General features: G+C 33.9%; 19 protein-coding genes and 1 rRNA gene (1 of these 20 cut by a window edge). 17 read left to right on the top strand and 3 right to left on the bottom strand.

Features of this window, described 5'->3' with window-relative positions:
* Window positions 1-59: 59 nt before the first annotated feature.
* A complete protein-coding gene (locus AXE80_RS09740; RefSeq protein ID WP_068826767.1) occupies window positions 60-1,688 on the bottom strand; it encodes an acyl-CoA carboxylase subunit beta in 1,629 nt (542 codons plus the stop codon).
* Window positions 1,689-1,851: 163 nt separating this feature from the next.
* On the opposite strand from AXE80_RS09740, the gene AXE80_RS09735 reads away from it, so the two are divergent.
* The 6 genes from AXE80_RS09735 to ettA all read left to right on the top strand — a co-directional run bounded on the left by AXE80_RS09735 (window position 1,852) and on the right by ettA (window position 7,359).
* On the top strand, window positions 1,852-2,217 hold the full coding sequence (locus AXE80_RS09735) for a DoxX family protein (protein WP_068826763.1): 366 nt from the start codon (window positions 1,852-1,854) through the stop codon (window positions 2,215-2,217).
* Window positions 2,218-2,222: 5 nt separating this feature from the next.
* The gene (locus tag AXE80_RS09730; protein WP_068826761.1) at window positions 2,223-2,753 is read left to right on the top strand and encodes an NADPH-dependent FMN reductase; all 531 of its coding nucleotides are present in this window, start codon (window positions 2,223-2,225) and stop codon (window positions 2,751-2,753) included.
* A gap of 12 nt (window positions 2,754-2,765) precedes the next feature.
* Window positions 2,766-3,203 (top strand): MarR family winged helix-turn-helix transcriptional regulator, encoded by a 438-nt coding sequence (locus AXE80_RS09725; protein WP_068826759.1) that lies wholly within the window; start codon window positions 2,766-2,768, stop codon window positions 3,201-3,203.
* A gap of 11 nt (window positions 3,204-3,214) precedes the next feature.
* Window positions 3,215-4,072, top strand: a complete 858-nt coding sequence (locus tag AXE80_RS09720; RefSeq protein ID WP_068826757.1) for a pirin family protein — start codon at window positions 3,215-3,217, stop codon at window positions 4,070-4,072.
* A gap of 177 nt (window positions 4,073-4,249) precedes the next feature.
* Window positions 4,250-5,395 carry a LamG domain-containing protein gene (locus tag AXE80_RS09715; RefSeq protein ID WP_068826755.1) on the top strand — a complete coding sequence of 382 codons (1,146 nt, stop codon included), beginning with the start codon at window positions 4,250-4,252 and terminating at the stop codon, window positions 5,393-5,395.
* A 272-nt stretch (window positions 5,396-5,667) separates the two neighbouring features.
* Complete coding sequence (ettA, locus tag AXE80_RS09710) at window positions 5,668-7,359, top strand: energy-dependent translational throttle protein EttA (protein WP_068826753.1); 1,692 nt, start codon at window positions 5,668-5,670, stop codon at window positions 7,357-7,359.
* A 440-nt stretch (window positions 7,360-7,799) separates the two neighbouring features.
* Here the strand turns inward: ettA and AXE80_RS14545 are convergent, their stop codons facing one another.
* The gene (locus AXE80_RS14545) at window positions 7,800-8,576 is read right to left on the bottom strand and encodes a response regulator transcription factor (protein WP_269465801.1); all 777 of its coding nucleotides are present in this window, start codon (window positions 8,574-8,576) and stop codon (window positions 7,800-7,802) included.
* Between the two features lie 2 nt (window positions 8,577-8,578).
* The gene (locus AXE80_RS09700) at window positions 8,579-8,884 is read right to left on the bottom strand and encodes a hypothetical protein (RefSeq protein WP_157359387.1); all 306 of its coding nucleotides are present in this window, start codon (window positions 8,882-8,884) and stop codon (window positions 8,579-8,581) included.
* A 253-nt stretch (window positions 8,885-9,137) separates the two neighbouring features.
* Between AXE80_RS09700 and AXE80_RS09695 the strand changes: the two genes are divergently transcribed.
* The 11 genes from AXE80_RS09695 to AXE80_RS09645 all read left to right on the top strand — a co-directional run.
* Entirely contained in the window at window positions 9,138-10,358 is a 1,221-nt protein-coding gene (locus tag AXE80_RS09695) for a c-type cytochrome (RefSeq protein ID WP_068826749.1), read from the top strand.
* A 63-nt stretch (window positions 10,359-10,421) separates the two neighbouring features.
* Window positions 10,422-13,475, top strand: coding sequence for a TAT-variant-translocated molybdopterin oxidoreductase (locus AXE80_RS09690; protein ID WP_068826747.1), 3,054 nt, complete (start codon window positions 10,422-10,424; stop codon window positions 13,473-13,475).
* A 31-nt stretch (window positions 13,476-13,506) separates the two neighbouring features.
* Complete coding sequence (gene nrfD / locus AXE80_RS09685) at window positions 13,507-14,907, top strand: NrfD/PsrC family molybdoenzyme membrane anchor subunit (protein ID WP_068826745.1); 1,401 nt, start codon at window positions 13,507-13,509, stop codon at window positions 14,905-14,907.
* Window positions 14,897-15,424: a DUF3341 domain-containing protein gene (locus tag AXE80_RS09680; protein ID WP_068826743.1), complete on the top strand. Its 528-nt coding sequence runs from the start codon at window positions 14,897-14,899 to the stop codon at window positions 15,422-15,424. Before nrfD ends, AXE80_RS09680 begins: the two co-directional genes overlap by 11 nt.
* A 6-nt stretch (window positions 15,425-15,430) precedes the next feature.
* Entirely contained in the window at window positions 15,431-15,982 is a 552-nt protein-coding gene (locus AXE80_RS09675) for a c-type cytochrome (RefSeq protein ID WP_068826741.1), read from the top strand.
* A gap of 22 nt (window positions 15,983-16,004) precedes the next feature.
* Window positions 16,005-17,408 (top strand): quinol:cytochrome C oxidoreductase, encoded by a 1,404-nt coding sequence (locus AXE80_RS09670; protein WP_068826739.1) that lies wholly within the window; start codon window positions 16,005-16,007, stop codon window positions 17,406-17,408.
* A gap of 39 nt (window positions 17,409-17,447) precedes the next feature.
* The gene (locus AXE80_RS09665; protein ID WP_068826737.1) at window positions 17,448-18,506 is read left to right on the top strand and encodes a cytochrome c oxidase subunit II; all 1,059 of its coding nucleotides are present in this window, start codon (window positions 17,448-17,450) and stop codon (window positions 18,504-18,506) included.
* Window positions 18,507-18,548: 42 nt separating this feature from the next.
* A complete protein-coding gene (locus tag AXE80_RS09660) occupies window positions 18,549-20,324 on the top strand; it encodes a cytochrome c oxidase subunit I (RefSeq protein ID WP_068826735.1) in 1,776 nt (591 codons plus the stop codon).
* Window positions 20,325-20,375: 51 nt separating this feature from the next.
* Window positions 20,376-20,609 (top strand): hypothetical protein, encoded by a 234-nt coding sequence (locus AXE80_RS09655; RefSeq protein WP_068826733.1) that lies wholly within the window; start codon window positions 20,376-20,378, stop codon window positions 20,607-20,609.
* Between the two features lie 91 nt (window positions 20,610-20,700).
* Window positions 20,701-20,982 carry a pyrimidine/purine nucleoside phosphorylase gene (ppnP, locus tag AXE80_RS09650; RefSeq protein ID WP_068826731.1) on the top strand — a complete coding sequence of 94 codons (282 nt, stop codon included), beginning with the start codon at window positions 20,701-20,703 and terminating at the stop codon, window positions 20,980-20,982.
* A 719-nt stretch (window positions 20,983-21,701) separates the two neighbouring features.
* A 16S ribosomal RNA gene (locus tag AXE80_RS09645) occupies window positions 21,702-23,126 on the top strand; it runs 97 nt beyond the window's last position.

The following is a 23,126-nucleotide window of genomic DNA, read 5'->3' as shown; positions in this document are numbered from 1 at the left end:
TATTGTATTATAAAGTGTCGTAAAATTATTATTTTTTCTATTTTCTTACAAGTGTTTTATCAAACTTGAATAACCCCTAAATTGAAAGGTTTTTCAATAGGAGCGTGGTTTGCAGCTTCTATTCCCATACCAATCCATGTTCTAGTTTCTAAAGGATCTATTACCGCATCTGTCCACAACCTAGCAGCAGCATAATAAGGAGAAGTTTGTTTGTCGTATCTATTCTCAATGTTTTTAAGAATTTCGGCATGTCTTTCAGGAGTAATTTCTTCTCCTTTACGTTGTAAAGTAGCTTCTTCTATTTGTGCCAATACTTTTGCTGCCTGAGCACCACCCATAACTGCTAACCTAGCAGAAGGCCAAGCAAAAATTAATCTAGGATCAAATGCCTTTCCACACATGGCATAGTTTCCTGCCCCGTAAGAGTTTCCTATAACAACAGTAAATTTAGGAACAACTGAGTTTGATACGGCATTCACCAATTTAGCACCATCTTTTATAATTCCTCCGTGTTCACTTTTACTTCCAACCATAAAACCAGTAACGTCTTGTAAAAAGACTAATGGAATTTTCTTTTGATTACAGTTGGCAATAAAACGAGTGGCTTTATCGGCAGAGTCTGAATAAATCACACCACCAAATTGCATTTCTCCTTTTTTATTTTTGATGACTTTACGTTGGTTGGCTACAATACCAACAGCCCATCCTTCTATACGAGCATAACCACAAATAATACTTTCTCCGTAACCATCTTTATAGGCTTCAAAATCAGAATTGTCTACCAAACGCTTAATGATTTCATTCATGTCATATTGTTCGGCACGAGATTTAGGTAATATTCCATAAATCTCTTCTGGATTTTCTTTTGGAGCTATTATTTCTTTACGGTTATATCCCGCTTTATCATAATCTCCAATTTTATCCATAATGTTACGTATGGTATCTAAACAATCTTTATCATCTTTAGATTTATAATCTGTAACACCCGATATTTCGCAATGCGTAGTAGCTCCTCCTAACGTTTCATTATCTATACTTTCTCCAATAGCAGCTTTTACTAAATAACTACCCGCTAAGAAAATACTTCCTGTTTTGTTTACAATTAAAGCTTCATCGCTCATAATTGGCAAGTAGGCACCACCTGCTACACAACTTCCCATCACCGCAGAAATCTGAGTAATTCCCATACTACTCATTTTGGCATTGTTTCTAAAAATTTTACCAAAATGTTCTTTATCAGGAAAAACTTCATCTTGCAATGGTAGGTAAACTCCTGCACTATCTACTAAATAGATAATAGGAATTCTGTTTTCCATGGCAATTTCTTGAGCTCTTAAATTCTTTTTAGAGGTAATAGGGAACCAAGCTCCAGCTTTTACTGTTGCATCATTAGCCACTACAATACATTGTTTTCCGCTAACATATCCTATTTTTACAATCACACCTCCAGAAGGGCATCCACCGTGTTCTTCGTACATTTCATCTCCAACAAAAGCTCCAATTTCAATTGCTTTTGTTGTTTTGTCAAATAAATAATCAATTCTTTCTCTTGCAGTAAGTTTTCCTTTTTCGTGTAACTTTTCTATCCTTTTTAAACCTCCACCTAGGGCAACTTTAGCAAATCTCTTTCTTAAGTCTGCTACAGTAAGTTTGTTGTGGTCTTCGTTTTTATTGAACTTGATATCCATCGTGTGTTTTTTGCAGTGCCAAATGTACAAAAACCCATAGATTTTTGATGCTTAACAATTCAATAATGTTATAATGTGAGTTTATTAACCATGTTTTTATTTACCATGGTAAATATTTAAATAATTTTTATATCTTTACACCGTAAAATTAAAACAGATAAAAATGAAAACAATTAAAATTTCTTATTGGGTAGTAACAGTCTTATTAAGTATCATGTATTTAATGGCAGGGGCTATGTATTTTTTTAATCATGAACAAGTATCGCAGGAGTTTATCAACTTAGGATTTCCATTGTATATTATTTACCCTTTAGGTGTTTTAAAAATAGCAGGGGTTATTGTGTTGTTAACTCAAAAGCAATCTAGTCTTAAAGATTGGGTTTATTCTGCCATGTTTTTTAATGCTTTATTAGCTGGTTCTGCACATGTTGTAGTTAATGATGGAGAGCAAATGGGAGCGATTATTGCATTGATATTAATCTTAAGTTCTTTTTTCCTTGGGAAAAAATTATATTCAACTAAAAAATAAACAAAATGAAAAAAGTAATCGTATTTGGAGCTAGTAATAGCAAATATTCTATTAACCAACAATTAGCTATTTATGCCGGAAGTCAGTTAAAAGGAGTTTCGGTTAAAGATTTAGAGCTAGATAGATTTGAGATGCCAATATATAGTATTGATAAAGAGCAAGAAAATGGTGTTCCAGATTTGGCAGAAGTATTTAACAATGTTATGGGATTAGCAGATGGATTTATAGTTTCTTTTGCAGAGCACAATGGAGCTTACTCAACAGCATTTAAAAATATATTTGATTGGGTTTCTAGAGTCAACCCTAAAATGTGGTACGATAAACCAGTACTTTTCTTAGCAACATCGCCAGGAGCTAGAGGGGGGCAAACAGTTTTAGAGATTGCTAAAGGTAGAATGCCTTACCATGGAGCTAATATAGTGGGTAGTTTTTCTTTTCCGTCTTTTGGAGAAAACTTTAAAGATGGAAAAATAGTAGATACCAAATTGAATGATGAATTAGCATCGTTAATTCAAAAGTTTGAAAAAGAATTATAAAATTTAAGGACTATGGAATTTTCTAAAGAAATAAACGCTGTTTTTGATTCAGAGCACATAAAAGCATTACTTAATTTAAAATACACGGCTAATTTTTTAAATGCTTTAGGAAATAAAGAGTTAGAAGAATATCAAATTTCTACAGCACAATACAATATTCTAAGAATATTAAGAGGAGCTAAAAAGGCGATTACCATGAAGTTGGTAAAAGAAAGAATGATAGAAAAATCGCCAAACACTACTCGATTAACTGATAAGTTATGTGAAAAAGGATTGATAAAAAGAGTAAGGTGTGATAAAGATAGGCGAGCCGTATATGTGTCTATTACAGATAACGGATTGCAGTTGTTAGAACAAATAACTTTTGAGTTGACTCCAAAACAGATGAGGAATTTAACAATGGATGAGGCTTTACAATTGAATAAAATTCTAGATAAAATTAGAACCTAAAAACACAAGAGATGAAAAATAACAATATAAATACCGTAAGTAATTCTCCATTTACAATGATGGGGCCAATTGAATTAAGACAACCTATTCCAAGTCAAAAAATACCAAGGGTAGATCCTTTTTTATTATTACATCATTATGGACCTTATTCTATTAGCAAAGATCAAAATCCTTTTGAGTTGGGTGCACATCCACATAGAGGATTTGAGCCTATTACTTTTTTAATTCAAGGAGAACAAAAGCACAGAGATTCTTTGGGGAATGAACAAGTAATTAAAAGTGGAGGTGTACAGTGGATTACTTCGGGAAAAGGAATTTTACATGCAGAGGGACCTACTAAAGAGTTTGTAGAAAAATCTGGAGAGTTAGAAGGAATTCAGCTTTGGTTAAACTTACCAAGAAGTAAAAAAATGATGGAACCTAATTATCAGCAAGCAGATTTGGAGCAAATGGAATTTGTTTCTTTTGATGGTGGTAGAATAACGGTTGTAGCTGGTGAGCAAAAAGGAAGTTTGGGAGTTATAAAAACACAAACTCCTGTAAATGCTTTTTGGGTAGATATAAAACAAGGGGCAGAGACTTTTATAGAAATTCCTAGTTCACATCAATCTTTAGTGTACCTAATTAAAGGAGAAGTAGAGATTAACAATAGTCAAAGTCTAAAATATGGTGAAGATGCAATGGTCGTATTTGATCAAGATGGAGATGGATTTCAAATAAAAGCAAAAGAATCGTCAAAGTTATTAGTACTTTCAGGAGAACCTATTGATGAGCCTGTTGTAATGGAAGGGCCTTTTGTAATGAATTCTAGAAGAGAAACCTATCAGGCATTTATAGATTATCAAGAGGGAAAAATGGGCGTTTTGTAATAATTCAAGTAGCAGGTTGAATCTTTATAAGCCCCTAAAGTAGGAGTGTAGCAATATTTTCTATGATTTGTCGTGTTTTTTTATAGGAATGTTTAGTCTATGTCTAGTTGGGTTTATTGTGGATAATATTATTGAGTTCTAATTTAGTAACATATTAATATTATAATACGGAATAGAATGAATCAAATTAAATTAGGGATTGTTTTTATGTGTCTATCACTTTTTAGTTGTGGACAAACAAATCATGTAAGTGATATAGAGGATTCAGATGATATAATTAAAGACGATGATGAAGTAACTCAAGACGATGGTTTAGATAAGGAAGGGATGCCATCAGCTGCTTTTTCAGCTTGTAGTCCAAAAAACAACATTCTTTATGATTCTCCTGTAAATAATAATGTGAGTGCCGTAAATCGTGATAATTATGGTATGGGATCTTGGCAATTGGTTGATGCTTTGTCGGATGAATTTGATTATCCAACAGGCGAAACAGCAACTGATTTCACAAGTAAATGGAAGTTTGGTTTTGTAAATTCTTATACAGGACCAGTACCAACAGTATGGACAGGAGATCAGGTTTCTTTTGAGACTATTAATGGAACAAACAGAGCTCTAGTGCTTGAAGCAGCAGAAACAGGTTCAGGAGCAAGTAGAAGACTAAAGTGCGGAATGATTACTTCTATAGCTAAAAGTAGTTATCCTCTGTTTCAAGAAGCAAAGGTAAAAATTAGTAACTCTCAATTAGCAAATGCAGTTTGGATGTTGAGTGATGACCCTGGAACAACAGAAGAAATAGATAATGTAGAGGCATATGGACCTAAAGTTAGACCTGATGGAACATCATGTGATTTTCCTTATTACGCAGATCGTATACATTTAAGTCATCACACATTTAAGAATGATGGAGGTCAAAGATTAGACTATCAGCCACACCAACAAACTTGGATGTCTAGAAAAAAAACAACAGGAGATTGTAGTCGAGATAATGAGGTGGTTTGGAGTGAAGATTATCATTATTTTGGTGTGAAATGGGTAAGTGAAACAAGGTTAGAATATTTTGTAGACGGAAAAAGAGTTAAGGTTGTAGACGGTTTGCGAGTTGATGATGGTATAGATCCTCATTCTTATACAAGTTGTGGAGATGGATTAACTAGAGAAATGCACATGATTATTAGTCATGCGGCTCAAACATGGAGATATCCTAGTGTTGATGCTTTTTGGAATAGTTCTGATATAAAAACAGGTGAGCATACAAAGATGAGAGTAGATTGGATTCGAGTATATTCTCCTGACGGAAACGTAAATACAAGAAGTTGCAATTAGTAGAATTGTCAAGGTCTTAAAATAATGGTCAAAATAGTTTAAAAAGCTTCCTGATGTTAAAATTTAGGAGGCTTTTTGCTTTTATATTCTTTTTAATAAAGAACAGTTAGGTTTGTTTAACTATTGTATGAGATTGTTTTTTAAATAAGCCATTGTTTGATGTTTACCTAAATATCATTTGCTAATAGTAAAATCTGCAATAGGCTTTTCTTTTATGTATAGTCTTTGTATAAAAAAAGAAGTATTTTTGAGCCTATTAAAATTTAAAAAATATGTCAGACGATAAGAAAGTAATTTTTTCCATGTCTGGATTGAGTAAAACTTACCAATCAACAGGAAAACAAGTATTAAAAAATATTCATTTAAGTTTTTTCTACGGAGCTAAAATCGGAATCTTAGGATTAAATGGTTCTGGTAAATCTACTTTGATGAAGATCATTGCAGGAACTGAAAAGAATTATCAAGGAGATATTACCTTTTTGCCTGGGTATTCAGTTGGGTATTTAGAGCAAGAGCCTCAATTAGATGATGATAAAACGGTGATGGATATTGTAAAAGAAGGGGCTGCAGAAACAGTTGCTATTCTAGAAGAGTACAATAAGATTAACGACATGTTTGGTTTAGAAGAAGTGTATTCTGATGCCGATAAAATGGATCAATTAATGGCTCGTCAAGCTGAATTACAAGATCAGATTGATGCTTCTAATGCTTGGGAGTTAGATACCAAGTTAGAAATTGCTATGGATGCTTTGCGTACTCCAGAAGGGGATACGCCAATCAAAAATTTATCTGGAGGAGAACGCAGACGTGTAGCTTTATGTAGGTTGTTATTACAAGAACCAGATGTATTGTTGTTAGATGAACCTACGAACCATTTAGATGCTGAATCTGTACATTGGTTAGAACAACACTTAGCACAATATAAAGGAACTGTTATTGCAATCACGCACGATAGATATTTCTTAGATAACGTAGCGGGTTGGATTTTAGAATTAGATAGAGGAGAAGGAATTCCATGGAAAGGGAACTATTCGTCTTGGTTAGAGCAAAAAGGACAGCGCTTGGCTAAAGAAGAAAAGACTGCTTCTAAACGTCAAAAAACATTAGAACGAGAATTAGAATGGGTGCGTCAAGGAGCAAAAGGTCGTCAAGCAAAATCTAAAGCTCGTTTAAAGAACTACGATAAATTGATGAACCAAGATCAAAAACAAGTAGAAGAAAAATTAGAAATATATATTCCTAATGGACCTCGTTTAGGAACCAATGTAATAGCTTCTAAAAACGTTGCCAAAGCTTTTGGAGATAAGTTACTGTATGATAATTTAGAGTTTAACTTACCTCAAAACGGAATTGTAGGAATTATTGGACCAAACGGTGCTGGTAAATCTACGATCTTTAGAATGATTATGGGAGAACAAACCCCAGATCAAGGAGAATTTGTCGTTGGAGAAACAGCTAAGATAGCTTATGTTGATCAAAACCATTCTAATATTGATCCTGAAAAATCAATCTGGGAAAACTTTTCTGAAGGTCAAGAGTTAATCATGATGGGAGGAAAAATGGTGAATTCAAGAGCTTATTTATCACGTTTTAATTTTTCGGGATCAGAGCAAAATAAAAAAGTATCTACTTTATCAGGAGGAGAACGTAACCGTTTACACTTAGCAATGACTTTGCGCGAAGAAGGTAACGTGTTGTTGTTAGATGAGCCTACTAACGATTTAGATGTAAATACACTAAGAGCTCTAGAAGAAGGTTTAGAAAACTTTGCAGGATGTGCAGTAGTGATTTCTCACGACCGTTGGTTCTTAGATAGAATTTGTACGCATATCTTAGCGTTTGAAGGAGATTCCCAAGTTTATTTCTTTGAAGGATCTTTCTCTGAATACGAAGAAAATAAGATAAAAAGATTAGGAGGAGATAATATTCCTAAAAGAATAAAATATAAAAAGTTAATTAGATAAAATTCTAAATACTAAATAAATAAAAAAGACGTTACCATAGCAAGTAACGTCTTTTTTTTAAACAACTATTCCTTTTTCAACGATAAAACTCAAAATTATATAATTACTTTAATATCCTTGTTTGATTTGATATTCTAAAGTTAGTGAACATGAGTGCATTTAAAAACACTCAAGTTGAGCGTTTTTAAATGCACTCATCTATTATGACTAAAAGATGTAAAATAAAAAAACACTATTCATTATTAAATGGATAGTGTCTTATTACTTTTTCTTTTTCATGAAAACCAACATTACTGTTGATAACAAACTTTTTCTTAACTCAAAAATACAATAGATATAAGGTTATTGAAACACTCAATTTGAGTGTTTTTGGATGGAGTTGATAAAAAAAGCGGTGCGCTATATCATAGTGCACCGCTTTTTTGTTGTAGTATAATTTTTTAAAATAATTGCTGAGACCTACAGTATTGTATAATTTCTCCAGTAGATTTCAACCCTGTTTTTTTTATAATTTTCCTTCTATGTCCATCAACAGTATGTGAACTAATAAATAGTTTTTCACCTATTTCTTTACTTGTTAAGTTAAGGGCTAATAATCTTAAAACATCCTTTTCTCTGTTAGATAAACCCTCTGTCAATAATTGTTGACTGTAGTTTTTGTAAAAAACAGTTTCGTATTCATCATTGTCATTTAACATCTTGATAGATGCTATAATTGGCAATTCAATATTTTCTGAGGTAATAGTATTATGACTTATTCCAACAATAGGTTTTCCAGTTTCATCAAAAGCAATTGGGGTTTGATGTTTGTGTAGGTTAACATAGACTCCTTTAGAGTTTTTGATTCTTAAATTCCAAGTATAGGAAAGTTTTTTTCGGTCTTCAACAGGAATTTCCGACATAGTAAATGACATTAATTCATTTAGAATGTTTAACCATATTTCCAAGTCTTTTGGATGATGATGACTAAACCAATAAGGAACCCCTTCGTTCATCATCTTGTCTATACTAAGTCCGAGTGTTTTTTCAAAGTTTTTACTTACAAACTCATAAGTATTATTAATAGTGTTGGTTAAAATAAAAAAAGATTGAGAGGGCAATAAAAAAGTATCTAACTCTTTAAGTTTATTAATATGAGTATTTACAATCCCCTTATTATAATCTTTAATTGAATTAAAGACCTCTTGATAGATATCTATGTTTTCTTGAACAATCAATTTTATAAAATTTTCGCGTTAGGATGTTTTTCTTTAACAATTAAATAAATGCGTTCAGCTTCAATTTTTGTGCTATATGCTTTTGTCATTACCTTCCAGTCTGGACTAACATATGAAAGTTTAACCTTAATGTCTTTATACTCTTCGTTAAATGAATTATAAACAGTCAATGCTTGTTCTTCGTTACCATTATACAATAAAACACTATAGCCAATTTTACTGGTTTTGTTATAGTTACGTTTCTTCTCTAGAAAATGATCTAATGAAGATTTTTGCTCTTGAGAATTCATCGTTATTGTGAAAGACATGCTGATTACTAGAGTAAAAATAAGAATTATTTTATTATGCATGAATAATTTGTTTTGATTTCAAACAAATATAACAAAACTAATCTTAAAAACCTCTTATTTAGAATATATATAAATTAACTTTTAGACGGTATAACTGTTCTCCAATTGGATGCATAATATTACTTTTGCCATACGTGAAATTTAAAATGATTTATATCATGTCTTATTAAATTGCACTTTAGAATATATTTAAAACTTATTATACAACTGTATGAAAATTGTGAAATTACACAGAAAATTATCTAGTGTTTTAAAGTTAAGTTTAGCGCTTTTCTTCTCTTTTTCTTTAAGTTTATCTGCACAAGATAAACCATCAGATGAGCAAGTAAAAGCTGGAAAAGCATTGTTTAACATGCATTGTGCTTCATGTCACAAGTTAGACAAGAAATCAACAGGACCTGCTCTTGCGCACGTTGCAGAACGTCGTGAAATGGATTGGTTAAAAGCCTGGATTAAAAACAACAACAAGTTAAGAGCTTCTGGTGATGCTGATGCAAAAGCAGTATACGAAGAGTTTGGTGGTGTTGCAATGAGTACTTTTGAGTTTTTGTCTGATGATCAGATAGAAAGTATTATTGCTTATACTACTGTTGGAGATGTTAAAAAAGGAGGAGCTGCTGCTGCTTTTCAACCAGTAGAGGTAGAGTCTACACCTAGTCAAGTTTTACCAAAAATCGCTACAGTAGTAGTAACGTTGGTTTTGTTAGCTTTAATAGGATGGGTTTTCTTAAAAAGTAACAACGGTTTCTTAAAGATATTCGCAACAATTATTTTAGTGTTTTTAGGAGTGTATTTTGGATTTACAGCATTAATGTCTGTAGGTGTTGATGAAGGATATCAGCCAGTACAGCCAATTGCATTCTCTCATAAAATTCACGCAGGTGATAATAAGATTGATTGTCAATACTGTCACTCATCAGCCAAACACTCTAAAACTTCTGGAATTCCATCAGTAAATGTTTGTATGAACTGTCATAAGAATATTTCTGAAGTTGCAGATGATACTCAGGTGAAATTAGGCGAAGGAAGAGTATTAGACAAATCTAAGTTAGATAAAGAAATTCAAAAAGTATACGATGCTGCTGGTTGGGATGCAGAAAACTTAAAGTATACTGGGGTGACTAAGCCTGTTAAATGGGTACGTGTTCACAACTTACCAGATTTCGCATACTTTAACCACTCACAACACGTAACTGTTGCTGGAGTTGCTTGTCAAAAATGTCATGGAGCTGTAGAGGAAATGGATGAGTTACATCAACATGCATCATTAACAATGGGTTGGTGTATCGAGTGTCACAAAGAGACAGAGGTGAATATTGCAGGTAACGGATACTATAAAAAGATACACGAACAATTATCTCAAAAATATGGAGTAAATAAGGTTACTATTGCTCAATTAGGAGGTAAGGAGTGTGGTAAGTGTCATTACTAAGAGTATTAAGGATTTTAAGCTAAGTTATAGTTAGCATCAATTATAGATAAAACAAAATTAACCATGGCATCAAACAAAAAATACTGGAAAAGTGTTGAGGAACTAAATGAAAATAGTTCTATTGTTGCTTCGCTTGAACAAAACGAATTTAATGAAGGACAAGCTCCTGAATCGTTTTTAGGTGATAAAGAAACTTTAGAAACGTCTAGTACAACAAGACGTGATTTCTTAAAATATGTTGGGTTTACAACAGCAGCAGCTTCTTTAGCAGCTTGTGAAGGACCAGTAATAAAATCTGTTCCTTATGTTGTAAAACCAGAGGAGGTAACTCCAGGTGTTGCAAATTATTATGCATCTACTATTGCAGATGGATTTGACTTTGCAAACGTTTTGGTAAAAACTAAAGAAGGACGTCCTGTTTTTATTTTACCAAACAAAGAAGCAAAAGGAACTACTAATGCACGTGTAAATGCATCAGTACTTTCTTTATACGACAGTCTAAGATTAAGAGGTCCTAAAATAAAAGGGAATACAGCTTCTTGGTCTGATGTAAATTCAAAAATAACAGCTCAGTTAGAACAACTTTCTAACGCTGGAGAAAAAATAGTTTTCTTAACAGGAACTATGGCAAGTCCATCAACAGATGCTATTATTGCTGATTTTTCAAAAAAATATAATAATGTATCTCATGTAGTTTATGATGCTGTAACAGAATCTGCTGCTTTAGATGCTTTTGAAGAGTCTTACGGTGAAAGAGCGTTACCTAATTATAAATTAGATGATGCTAAAGTAATTGTTTCTATTGGTGCAGATTTCTTAGGAGATTGGCAAGGTGGAGGATTCGAAGCTGCTTATGCTGCGGGTAGAGATGTAAAGGCAGGAAAGTTTTCTCGCCATATCCAAGTAGAAGCAAACTACTCTTTAACTGGAGCAAATGCTGATAAAAGAATTGTATTAAAGCCATCTGAGCAATCGTATGCTTTAATTAATTTATATAACGCTATTACTGGACAAAGCTTAGCATCTAAGAAAACTCCAGCAGATGCAGATATTAAAAAGGCTGCTGCTCAATTAAAAAAGGCAGGAAACAAAGCAGTTGTTGTTACTGGTATTCAAGATAAGAATGCTCAATTAATTGCTTTAGCAATTAACAACTATTTAAACTCTGAAATTTTAGATACTACTAACGTAAAGTATGTACGTGGTGGAAATGATGCTGAGGTTGCAAGTTTAGTAGCTGAATTAAAAGCAGGTAAAGTAGGTGCTTTAATTACTTATAATACAAACCCTGTATATACTCTAGCAAATGCAGCTGATTTTAAAGCTGGTTTAGCTAAAACAAAATTAACAGTTGGTTTTTCATCTAAAGAAGATGAAACGTTAAGCGAAATGCAATATGCTTTAGCAACACCAAGTTATTTAGAAGCTTGGGGAGATGTTACTATTACAGCAAATCAATATAGTTTAACACAACCAACTATCAAACCATTGTTTGATACAAAACAATTCCAAGATTGTGTGTTAGCATGGACAGGTGTAAGTACTTCTTATTACGATTACTTATCTTCTTTTGCAAAAACAACTATTTTAAATGGTTCTTCTTGGAACAAAGCTTTACATGATGGTTTTGCTACTGTTAGTGCAACAACATTAAGTGCTAATTCTATAGATGTTGCTGCTGCAGCAAAAGCTTTAAAAGCAAATACAAAAACAGGTGAGTTTGAATTGACATTATATTCTTCAGTTGCTTTAGGAGATGGTCAACAAGCAAACAACCCATGGTTACAAGAGTTACCAGATCCATTAACAAGAGCGTCTTGGGATAACTACTTGTTAATTTCTCAAGCAGATGCCGATAAATTAGGGTTTACAAACCCAGTTCAAGATAATGGTGCTATCAATGGTCAATATGCTACAGTTACTGTAAAAGGAGTAGCTATTGAGAATGTTCCTGTGTTAATCCAACCAGGTCAAGCACAAGGAACTTTAGCTTTATCTTATGGATATGGTAAAACTAAAGGTTTAAAAGAAGAAATGTTATTAGGAGTAAATGCTTATGCAGTTGCTTTTGGAGGTTCTCAAATAGCTTCAGTTACAAATGCAGGTGGTGAACATTTATTTGCTTGTGAGCAATTACAACACACAATAGCAGGTCGTCATGATATTTTAAGAGAAACTAGCTTAGAAGAGTATAAACATGGAAACGCTGAAGAGTGGAATCCAAGACCAGAGGTATCTTTAAAACACCAAGAAGTTGATGTTACTAAAGTTGACTTATGGGAAGATCAAGATCGTTCTATCGGACATCACTTTAATTTATCTATAGACTTGACATCTTGTACAGGATGTGGATCATGTGTAATTGCATGTCACTCTGAAAACAACGTTCCAGTTGTAGGTAAACATGAAGTTAGAGTGGGTAGAGATATGCACTGGTTGCGTATTGATAGATATTATACTTCGGAAGGAGATGAAGGATTAGAAACTAAGAAAACTAATTCAGCTCCTACTACACAAGATAATGCAGCATTCTATGAGTCATTAGAAACTGTAGAAGCTGTAAACCCTCAGGTTGCTTTCCAACCTATCATGTGTCAGCACTGTAACCACGCTCCTTGTGAAACTGTATGTCCTGTGGCTGCAACTTCTCATGGTCGTCAAGGTCAAAACCAAATGGCATACAACAGGTGTGTTGGTACTCGTTACTGTGCTAACAACTGTCCTTATAGAGTACGTCGTTTTAACTGGTTTAAATACAACAGCAATGATGAGTTTGATTTCCATATGAATGATGACTTTGGTAAGATGGTATTAAACCCAGATGTAGTAGTACGTTCTCGTGGAGTTATGGAAAAATGTTCTATGTGTATTCAAATGACTCAAAAGACTATCCTAGATGCTAAAAAAGAGGGTAGACCAGTTGATGTTAATGAATTCACTACAGCTTGTTCTAGTGCTTGTGCTACAGGTTCTATCAAGTTTGGAGATATTAATAACCCAGAAGATGAAGTTACTGCTTTACGTAAAGATGAGCGTGCATATAGATTGTTAGAGTTCATTGGAACTGACAATAATGTAGTTTATCAAACTAAAATCAGAAACACAAACGAAGCTTAAAAAGGAATAACTAAAATTTAAAATTGATTATATGTCGTCTCATTACGAAGCACCCATCAGAGAACCTTTAGTTTTAGGGGAAAAGAGTTACCACGATATCACAATGGATATCGTAAAACCAATAGAGGGTAAGGCAAATAAAAATTGGTATATCGCATTCGGTATTGCACTTGTAGCATTTTTGTGGGGTGTAGGATGTATTTTGTATACCATCGGAACAGGAATTGGAGTTTGGGGATTAAACAAGAACATTGGATGGGCTTGGGATATTACAAACTTTGTATGGTGGGTAGGTATTGGTCATGCCGGTACATTGATCTCAGCTGTATTATTATTATTCCGTCAAAAATGGAGAATGGCTATTAACCGTTCTGCAGAAGCAATGACAATTTTTGCCGTATTCCAGGCAGGTTTATTCCCATTAATTCACATGGGACGTCCTTGGAACGGATACTGGGTGTTACCTATTCCAAACCAATTTGGATCTTTATGGGTTAACTTTAACTCACCGTTATTATGGGATGTATTTGCAATCTCAACGTATTTATCTGTATCATTAGTTTTCTGGTGGACTGGTTTATTACCTGACTTTGCAATGATTAGAGATAGAGCTGTTAAGCCTTTCCAAAAGAAGATATACGCTTTGTTATCTTTTGGTTGGTCTGGTAGAGCTAAAGACTGGCAACGTTTTGAAGAGGTTTCTTTAGTATTAGCTGGTTTGGCAACTCCATTAGTACTTTCTGTACACACTATTGTATCTATGGACTTTGCTACATCTATTAACCCGGGTTGGCACTCAACAATTTTCCCTCCTTATTTCGTTGCTGGAGCAATCTTCTCAGGATTTGCTATGGTACAAACGTTATTGGGAATTATGAGAAAAGTATCAAACTTAGAAAACTACATCACTCGTTTACATGTTGAATACATGAATATAGTAATTATAGTTACTGGTGGTATTGTAGCAGTTGCTTATGCATCTGAGTTCTTTATTGCTTGGTACACTGGTTCTCCTTACGAAAACTATACTTATATGTCTGTAGGTGCTGCAACAGGACCTTATGGATGGGCATTTTGGTCATTGATTCTATTTAACATTGCTATCCCTCAGTTGTTGTGGATTACAAAGGTTAGAAGAAGTTTTATTTGGTCTTTCATTATCTCTATTGCAATTAACATAGGAATGTGGTTTGAGCGTTTTGATATTATTGCTATTGTATTAAGTAAAGGTCATTTACCATCTACATGGACTCGTTTTGAACCTACATTTGTAGATGTTGGTGTATTCGTTGGAACAATTGGATTCTTCTTTGTATTGTTCTTGTTATATGCTAGAACTTTCCCTGTAATTGCTCAGGCAGAAGTAAAAACAATTATGAAATCTTCAGGAGAACATTATAAACAATTAAGAGACGGAAAAAATGAGCACTAATAAAGTTATACACGCATTATATAATGATGATGATGTTTTAATGGATGCCGTTAAAACAGTAAAAGAAGCTAATCATCATATTGAAGAAGTTTTTACACCGTTTCCAGTTCACGGTTTAGATAAATTATTAGGATTGCCACATACTCGTTTAGCAATATGTGCATTCATATACGGATTGTGTGGTTTGTCTTTCGCTATTTGGATGACAAATTATATGATGATTCAAGATTGGCCACAAGATATTGGAGGTAAACCCAACTTTGCTTGGATTTACAACATGCCAGCTTTTGTACCAATTATGTTTGAATTAACAGTTTTCTTTGCAGCTCACTTAATGGTAATTACTTTTTATATGAGAAGTAGATTATGGCCATTTAAAGAAGCAGAAAACCCTGATCCAAGAACTACAGATGATATTTTCTTAATGGAAATTCCTGTAGAAGATAATGAAGAAGAATTAACAGCTTTGTTAAATACAACTAACGCTGTTGAGATTAAAGTAATTGAAAAGCATTAAGAACTCATGAGTAGATTATTTAAAATAACAACAGTTATAGCAATAGTAACATTGGTATTCACTTCATGCGATAAAACAAAGCGTAACTTACAGTACATGCCAGATATGTACCAGTCAGTTTCAGGTGAACCTTATGAAGAAAGTAACGTTTTCTCAAACGGTATAGAAGCACAATTACCTGCAGAAGGATCAATCTCAAGAGGACATATTCCTTACGAGTATCCTGATACTAATGAAGGTTATGAAGATGCTAAAAAGAATTTAAAATCTCCTTTAACAGTTGCTGACTTTGATAGTAATAAAGAAGCTCAATTGTTTGATATTTATTGTGCAGTTTGTCATGGTAAAAAAGGTGATGGACAAGGTGAGTTAGTTAAGAGAGAAAAGTTTTTAGGAATTCCTAACTATAAAGATAGAGATCTTACAGAAGGAAGTATTTACCACGTAATTATGCATGGTAAAAACATGATGGGATCTCACGCTTCTCAGTTGACAGAGAAAGAACGTTGGTTAATTGTTAAACACGTTCAGGAATTAAGAAACAACTTGTTAAAATAATTACCAAACACTTAGATAAATTATGTATCAATTTTCAAGTAAATTAAAGATTACAGCTATTGCCTTAATGGTAATTGGTTTAATAGGTATCATTATCAGTTTTGCATCTGCTCCAAGTACAGAGGCAGAAGCTGCTGAAATATTAGCTCACCAAACAGATGCTCATGGGGCACATGGAGGTGATGCTCATGCAACAAAAGAAATTAGTCATGATGAACATCATGAACATGCAGATAAAGACGCTCATCATGCTGATACTACTCATGATGCACATGCAGATCACCATGCAGAAGAAGGACACGATGCTGGACATTTAGCTCATGTTTTACATCAATTACAAAATAGACCATGGGCTGCATTTTATGTTGCTTTATTCTTTTTCACTTTTGTAACGGTTGTAGTTTTTGCATTCTTAAATATTCAAAGAGTTGCTCAAGCAGGATGGTCAATTGTATTGTTTAGAGTAATGGAAGGAATTTCTGGATTCTTACCTTATGTTTCGGTAATCTTCTTAGGTTTTTTAATCATAACTGCTTTACACGGTAACCATTTATTTGTTTGGATGGCAGAAGGAACTGTAGATCCATCTTCACCAAATTTTGATCCGATTATTGCAAATAAATCAGGATGGTTAAATGTACCAAGATGGTTAATCTGTAGTATTATATATTTAGTAGGATGGAATGTTTTTGTTTATTTAAACAGAAAGCACTCTGTATTACAAGATAACGCTAGCGATTTAAAAAACTATTACAAGAACTATAAGTTTGGAGTTGCATTTTTAGCATTCTTCATATTCACTGAGTCTATGTCTGTTTGGGATTGGATTATGGGATTAGATCCACACTGGTTCTCTACTTTGTTTGGATGGTATGTTTTTGCTACAGCTGTAGTTTCTGCATTAACTGTAATTGCAATGGTAACAGTTTACTTAAAATCTAAAGGATATTTAGAAATAGTTAACAACAGCCACTTACACGATTTAGCTAAATTTATGTTTGGATTCTCAATTTTCTGGACTTATTTATGGTTTGCTCAATTCATGTTAATTTGGTATGCTGATATGCCAGAAGAAACAACTTACTTTGTACAACGTTTTGATGAGTATAAATTATTGTTCTTAGGAATGATTCCTTTAAACTTTATTTTACCTGTATTAATGTTAGTTAACAGTGATTTCAAACGTATTCCTCAAATTGTATTAGGAACAGGAACTATTATTTTGATAGGTCACTATATAGATGTTTTCGTAATGATTATGCCAGCTACTGTTGGAGATCAATGGGGATTCGGATGGGGTGAAGTAGGAAGTGTTTTATTCTTCTTAGGATTGTTTATTTATGCTGTCTTTACAACAATTAGTAAAGCTCCATTAATTGCAAAAGGAAACCCTTTCTTACACGAAAGTGAACATTTCCATTATTAATATATATCATTACATTTGCAAAAAATTTAAAACAAAATTATGTTAGCATTATTTTATTTTTTCGTAGCTGTTGCTTTTGCCATTGGAGTTTGGCAAGTAAACAAACTACTTACTTACAGAGTAATCTTTAAAGAGATTAAAGACGGTAAAAAGATCATCACTTTTGAGAACGATAATAATCCTATCGCTACTGAAAAAGACAACGATACTCAAGGAAAATTATTTTTAATCTTTTTAGTAGGTTTCTATCTATTAATGGGATATTGCTTAATCTTTTTACAAGATTTAATGCTTCCAGATTCAGCTTCTGTAGAAGGTGAAGATTATGATAACTTATATGTAATCTCTTTCTGGTTGATTGGAATTGTACAATTTATTACTCAAGCATTACTTTACTTTTTCTCTTATAAATACAGAGGAATTAAAGGTAGAAAAGCAACATTCTTTGCTGATTCTCACAAATTAGAATTGATTTGGACTACTATTCCAACAGTAGTATTAGCTGTATTAATTTTATATGGTTTATCTATTTGGAATGATGTTACTGACTTAGAAGGTGACGAAGCAATAGTTGTTGAAGTTTATGCTAAACAATTTGCTTGGGAAGCTAGATATGCTGGTAGAGATAATGAATTAGGACGTGGAAATGTTAGAAATATTGAGGGGGCTAATACTATGGGAATTGACATGACTGACGCTAACTCTGCTGATGACATTCCTGTTAGAGAATTACACTTACCAGTAGGTAAAAAAGTAGTTTTTAAATTCCGTTCTCAAGATGTTTTACACTCTGCTTATATGCCTCACTTTAGAGCACAAATGAACTGTGTTCCTGGTATGGTTACTGAGTTTGGATTTACGCCAAAATTTACTACAGAAGAAATGCGTCAACAAGAAGATGTTATCTTAAAAGTTGCAAGTGTAAACGAAGTAAGAGCTAAAAATGGTGACGAACCATACGAATTTGATTACTTATTATTATGTAATAAAATATGTGGACCATCTCACTACAATATGCAAATGAAAATTGTTGTAGAGTCTGAGAAAGATTACTTGACTTGGTTAAATCAACAAAAGACGGCTAAAGAATTATTTTAGTTATTAAAACCGTTTTAGAATCATAAAAAGATAAAAATTATTATGTCAGCACATCACCATAAAGAAACATTCGTAACTAAATATTTATTTAGTTTAGATCATAAAATGATTTCAAAGCAGTTTTTAGTAACTGGTATGATCATGGGAGTTATTGGAGTTTTAATGTCTTTGTTATTTAGATTACAAATAGCATGGCCAGAGCATTCTTTCTCTATTATTGAAGCTTTCTTGCCAGAGCGTTTTCAATCTGAAGCAGGAGTTATGAAACCAGATATCTATTTAGCCTTGGTTACTATACATGGTACTATTATGGTATTCTTTGTATTAACTGCAGGTTTAAGTGGTACTTTTTCTAACTTATTAATTCCATTGCAAATTGGAGCTCGTGATATGGCTTCTGGATTTATGAACTGTCTATCTTACTGGTTGTTTTTTATATCATCAGTAATCATGGTTATTTCATTATTTGTACAAGCTGGACCAGCTTCTGCAGGATGGACAATATACCCACCATTATCAGCTTTACCACAAGCAATTCCAGGATCAGGAACAGGAATGACTTTATGGTTAGTATCAATGGCTATTTTTATCGCACAGTCATTAATAGGTTCTTTAAATTATATCGTAACGATTTTAAACTTAAGAACAAAAGGAATGACAATGACAAGATTACCATTAACAATGTGGGCTTTATTCATTACTGCTATTATTGGTGTTGTTTCTTTCCCAGTATTATTTTCAGCAGCATTGTTATTAATTTTTGATAGAAGTTTTGGTACATCTTTTTACTTATCTGATATTTTTATCGGAGGTGAAGTATTAAACTATCAAGGTGGATCTCCAGTATTATTTGAACATTTATTCTGGTTCTTAGGACACCCTGAAGTATATATTGTATTATTACCAGCCTTAGGATTAACATCAGAAATTATTTCTACTAATTCACGTAAACCTATTTTTGGATACCGTGCAATGATTGGTTCTATCATGGCCATTGCATTTTTATCTACAATTGTTTGGGGACACCACATGTTTATTTCAGGAATGAACCCATTCTTAGGATCAGTATTTACATTTACAACTTTATTAATTGCAATTCCATCTGCTGTAAAAGCATTTAACTACATTACAACTTTATGGAAAGGTAATTTACAGTTTAACCCTGCAATGTTATTTTCTATTGGATTAGTTTCCACTTTTATCACAGGAGGATTAACAGGAATTGTATTAGGAGACTCTGCTTTAGATATTAATGTACACGATACTTATTTTGTAGTTGCACACTTCCACTTAGTAATGGGGGTATCTGCTATCTATGGTATGTATGCTGGTATTTACCACTGGTTCCCTAAAATGTATGGTAGAATGATGAACAAAACATTAGGATACATTCACTTTTGGATTACTGCTATTGCTGCTTACGGAGTTTTCTTCCCAATGCACTTTATTGGTTTAGCTGGATTACCACGTAGATATTATACAAATACAAACTTCCCATTATTTGATGATTTAGCAAATGTAAACCAAGTAATGACTGTGTTTGCTTTAATCGGTGGAGCTGCACAAATTGTTTTCTTAGTAAACTTCTTTATGAGTATTTATAAAGGTAAAGTAGCTTCTCAGAACCCATGGCGTGCTAATACTTTAGAATGGACAACTCCAGTTGAACACATTCATGGTAACTGGCCAGGAGAAATTCCTGAAGTACACCGTTGGCCATATGACTATAGTAAAGTTGATGAAAATGGTGAATATATTTTTGGAGAAGACTATATTATGCAAACAGTTCCTTTAAAAGCAGGAGAACAAGAATCATAATATTATAGAATAAAAAAAAAGACCTTACTAAATTAGTAAGGTCTTTTTTTTATGTTTATTCGTTATGGTAAAAATGGAATAGTTCCAGTTTTAAATATCAATGTAAAAGATATTATAGCAACAAGTAAAAATTACGTACAGTTTGCTAACATTCCAGAGAGTAAGAAACATTTAATAGCCAAGTTAGCTCCTGATAATTGTTGGTTAAAATCAATTAATGCAGGATACGAAGTTTATACAGGAAACTCAATTTTAAAGATCGATAAGTTTAAAATTATTCCTTAGGTTTCAAATTTTTATTAAAAGTACCAAAAGTTCCATTGTCTCTTCTTACTAATTCCATATTTTCGTATCACAATAATTAAAACAAGACAATATGATATCAGCAAATGAATATTTTGATGGGAATGTTAAATCACTAGGATACGAATCAGCAACTGGAAAATCAACTCTAGGAGTGATGGAAGCTGGAACTTACGAGTTTGCAACAAGTTTACATGAAACTATGAATGTAGTAGAAGGAGAAATGACTGTTTTATTACCAGGATCTTCTGATTGGGTTACTTACAAAGCTGGAGAAGCATACCAAATTGAAGCAAACGAAAAGTTTCAAGTAAAAGTATCAGGTCAAACTTCTTATTTATGTCAATATAAATAATAGTTTTTAACTTTAAATCTTTAAGAATCCCTATCAATTTTAAATTGATAGGGATTTTTTCAACGAGACAATGTCCCAATTCGAGTTGTTTTGGTACGAGTATGAGGATTACATTCGCCAGGCAGTTGTATAATATAAAGAAGGAGATCTAGAAAAAGTAGATCTCTTTGTTGTTTATGCATATGATGATATTGATATAGATGTATAAAGAGATACCGAATTAGTACAGTTTTTAGAGGTTGTATGCGTTAAAAATAGGGTTGAGTTAAAAATAAATTAAGATGTAATAATCGATAAATAAGGATGTTAAGTGTTAGTGTAAAAATAATGTAAAAAATAGTTTACAAAAGATTAGGAAATAAAGTTAAAAGGTGCGTATCTTTGCAGCCGCAACAGCGAGCAGGTAACTGCTAAGAGGGGCGAAAAAGTTCAGATACATTAAGGGTTTTATGAGTGGTTTAGGTCACTATTTTAGGGTAAAAAAAGATTTAAAAAATATTTTAAATTTTATTTGTTTTAGAAGAAATAAAGTTCTTATATTTGCAACCGCTTAGCGAAGCAGCTAAGTGACTAACTTGTAAAAGAGTTGGTGTTAAAAAAAACCACATAGTGGTTAAGTTCATTGAGAATATTGAAATTGACAGCGTAAAATTAGAAAGTAAAATTACATGATTATATCATGAGATTTTTTTGAGCATCATCAAAATATTAAAATATTAACGATGAAGAGTTTGATCCTGGCTCAGGATGAACGCTAGCGGCAGGCTTAACACATGCAAGTCGAGGGGTAACAGGAATTGCTTGCAATTTGCTGACGACCGGCGCACGGGTGCGTAACGCGTATAGAACCTACCTTAAACAGGGGGATACCCCATGGAAACGTGGACTAATATCCCATAGTGTTGTAGAATGGCATCATTTTACAATTAAAGATTTATCGGTTTAAGATGGCTATGCGTCCTATTAGTTAGTTGGTAAGGTAACGGCTTACCAAGACATCGATAGGTAGGGGTCCTGAGAGGGAGATCCCCCACACTGGTACTGAGACACGGACCAGACTCCTACGGGAGGCAGCAGTGAGGAATATTGGTCAATGGAGGCAACTCTGAACCAGCCATGCCGCGTGAAGGATGACTGCCCTATGGGTTGTAAACTTCTTTTATAGAGGAAGAACTGCAGATACGTGTATTTGTTTGACGGTACTCTACGAATAAGGACCGGCTAACTCCGTGCCAGCAGCCGCGGTAATACGGAGGGTCCAAGCGTTATCCGGAATCATTGGGTTTAAAGGGTTCGTAGGCGGGCTGATCAGTCAGAGGTGAAATCCAGCAGCTTAACTGTTGAACTGCCTTTGATACTGTCAGTCTTGAGTCATATGGAAGTAGATAGAATATGTAGTGTAGCGGTGAAATGCATAGATATTACATAGAATACCGATTGCGAAGGCAGTCTACTACGTATGTACTGACGCTGATGAACGAAAGCGTGGGGAGCGAACGGGATTAGATACCCCGGTAGTCCACGCCGTAAACGATGGACACTAGTTGTTGGATTTAGGTTCAGTGACTAAGCGAAAGTGATAAGTGTCCCACCTGGGGAGTACGGTCGCAAGATTGAAACTCAAAGGAATTGACGGGGGCCCGCACAAGCGGTGGAGCATGTGGTTTAATTCGATGATACGCGAGGAACCTTACCAGGGCTTAAATGTAGGATGCATTATTTAGAGATAGATATTTCTTCGGACTTCTTACAAGGTGCTGCATGGTTGTCGTCAGCTCGTGCCGTGAGGTGTCAGGTTAAGTCCTATAACGAGCGCAACCCCTATCTTTAGTTGCTAACAGGTTAAGCTGAGGACTCTAGAGAGACTGCCGGTGCAAACCGTGAGGAAGGTGGGGATGACGTCAAATCATCACGGCCCTTACGTCCTGGGCTACACACGTGCTACAATGGTAATGACAGAGGGCAGCTACTAGGCGACTAGATGCAAATCTTTAAACATTATCACAGTTCGGATTGGAGTCTGCAACTCGACTCCATGAAGCTGGAATCGCTAGTAATCGGATATCAGCCATGATCCGGTGAATACGTTCCCGGGCCTTGTACACACCGCCCGTCAAGCCATGGAAGCTGGGGGTGCCTGAAGT

This window comes from Wenyingzhuangia fucanilytica (assembly GCF_001697185.1).
Taxonomy (GTDB): Bacteria; Bacteroidota; Bacteroidia; order Flavobacteriales; family Flavobacteriaceae; genus Wenyingzhuangia; species Wenyingzhuangia fucanilytica.
Note: the sequence above shows the minus strand (reverse complement) of the source record. Positions and strands in the feature narration are given on the sequence as shown.

What these genes read in the sequence shown, in the direction of transcription:
- AXE80_RS09675 (WP_068826741.1), top strand. Translation starts at nt 15,431, where the DNA reads ATGAGTAGATTATTTAAAATAACAACAGTTATAGCAATAGTAACATTG.
- AXE80_RS09725 (WP_068826759.1), top strand. Translation starts at nt 2,766, where the DNA reads ATGGAATTTTCTAAAGAAATAAACGCTGTTTTTGATTCAGAGCACATA.
- AXE80_RS09690 (WP_068826747.1), top strand. Translation starts at nt 10,422, where the DNA reads ATGGCATCAAACAAAAAATACTGGAAAAGTGTTGAGGAACTAAATGAA.
- AXE80_RS09665 (WP_068826737.1), top strand. Translation starts at nt 17,448, where the DNA reads ATGTTAGCATTATTTTATTTTTTCGTAGCTGTTGCTTTTGCCATTGGA.
- nrfD (WP_068826745.1), top strand. Translation starts at nt 13,507, where the DNA reads ATGTCGTCTCATTACGAAGCACCCATCAGAGAACCTTTAGTTTTAGGG.
- AXE80_RS09735 (WP_068826763.1), top strand. Translation starts at nt 1,852, where the DNA reads ATGAAAACAATTAAAATTTCTTATTGGGTAGTAACAGTCTTATTAAGT.
- AXE80_RS09730 (WP_068826761.1), top strand. Translation starts at nt 2,223, where the DNA reads ATGAAAAAAGTAATCGTATTTGGAGCTAGTAATAGCAAATATTCTATT.
- ettA (WP_068826753.1), top strand. Translation starts at nt 5,668, where the DNA reads ATGTCAGACGATAAGAAAGTAATTTTTTCCATGTCTGGATTGAGTAAA.
- AXE80_RS09655 (WP_068826733.1), top strand. Translation starts at nt 20,376, where the DNA reads ATGTTTATTCGTTATGGTAAAAATGGAATAGTTCCAGTTTTAAATATC.
- AXE80_RS09695 (WP_068826749.1), top strand. Translation starts at nt 9,138, where the DNA reads ATGAAAATTGTGAAATTACACAGAAAATTATCTAGTGTTTTAAAGTTA.
- AXE80_RS09715 (WP_068826755.1), top strand. Translation starts at nt 4,250, where the DNA reads ATGAATCAAATTAAATTAGGGATTGTTTTTATGTGTCTATCACTTTTT.
- AXE80_RS09670 (WP_068826739.1), top strand. Translation starts at nt 16,005, where the DNA reads ATGTATCAATTTTCAAGTAAATTAAAGATTACAGCTATTGCCTTAATG.
- ppnP (WP_068826731.1), top strand. Translation starts at nt 20,701, where the DNA reads ATGATATCAGCAAATGAATATTTTGATGGGAATGTTAAATCACTAGGA.
- AXE80_RS09740 (WP_068826767.1), bottom strand. Translation starts at nt 1,688, where the DNA reads ATGGATATCAAGTTCAATAAAAACGAAGACCACAACAAACTTACTGTA.
- AXE80_RS09680 (WP_068826743.1), top strand. Translation starts at nt 14,897, where the DNA reads ATGAGCACTAATAAAGTTATACACGCATTATATAATGATGATGATGTT.
- AXE80_RS09660 (WP_068826735.1), top strand. Translation starts at nt 18,549, where the DNA reads ATGTCAGCACATCACCATAAAGAAACATTCGTAACTAAATATTTATTT.
- AXE80_RS09700 (WP_157359387.1), bottom strand. Translation starts at nt 8,884, where the DNA reads ATGTCTTTCACAATAACGATGAATTCTCAAGAGCAAAAATCTTCATTA.
- AXE80_RS09720 (WP_068826757.1), top strand. Translation starts at nt 3,215, where the DNA reads ATGAAAAATAACAATATAAATACCGTAAGTAATTCTCCATTTACAATG.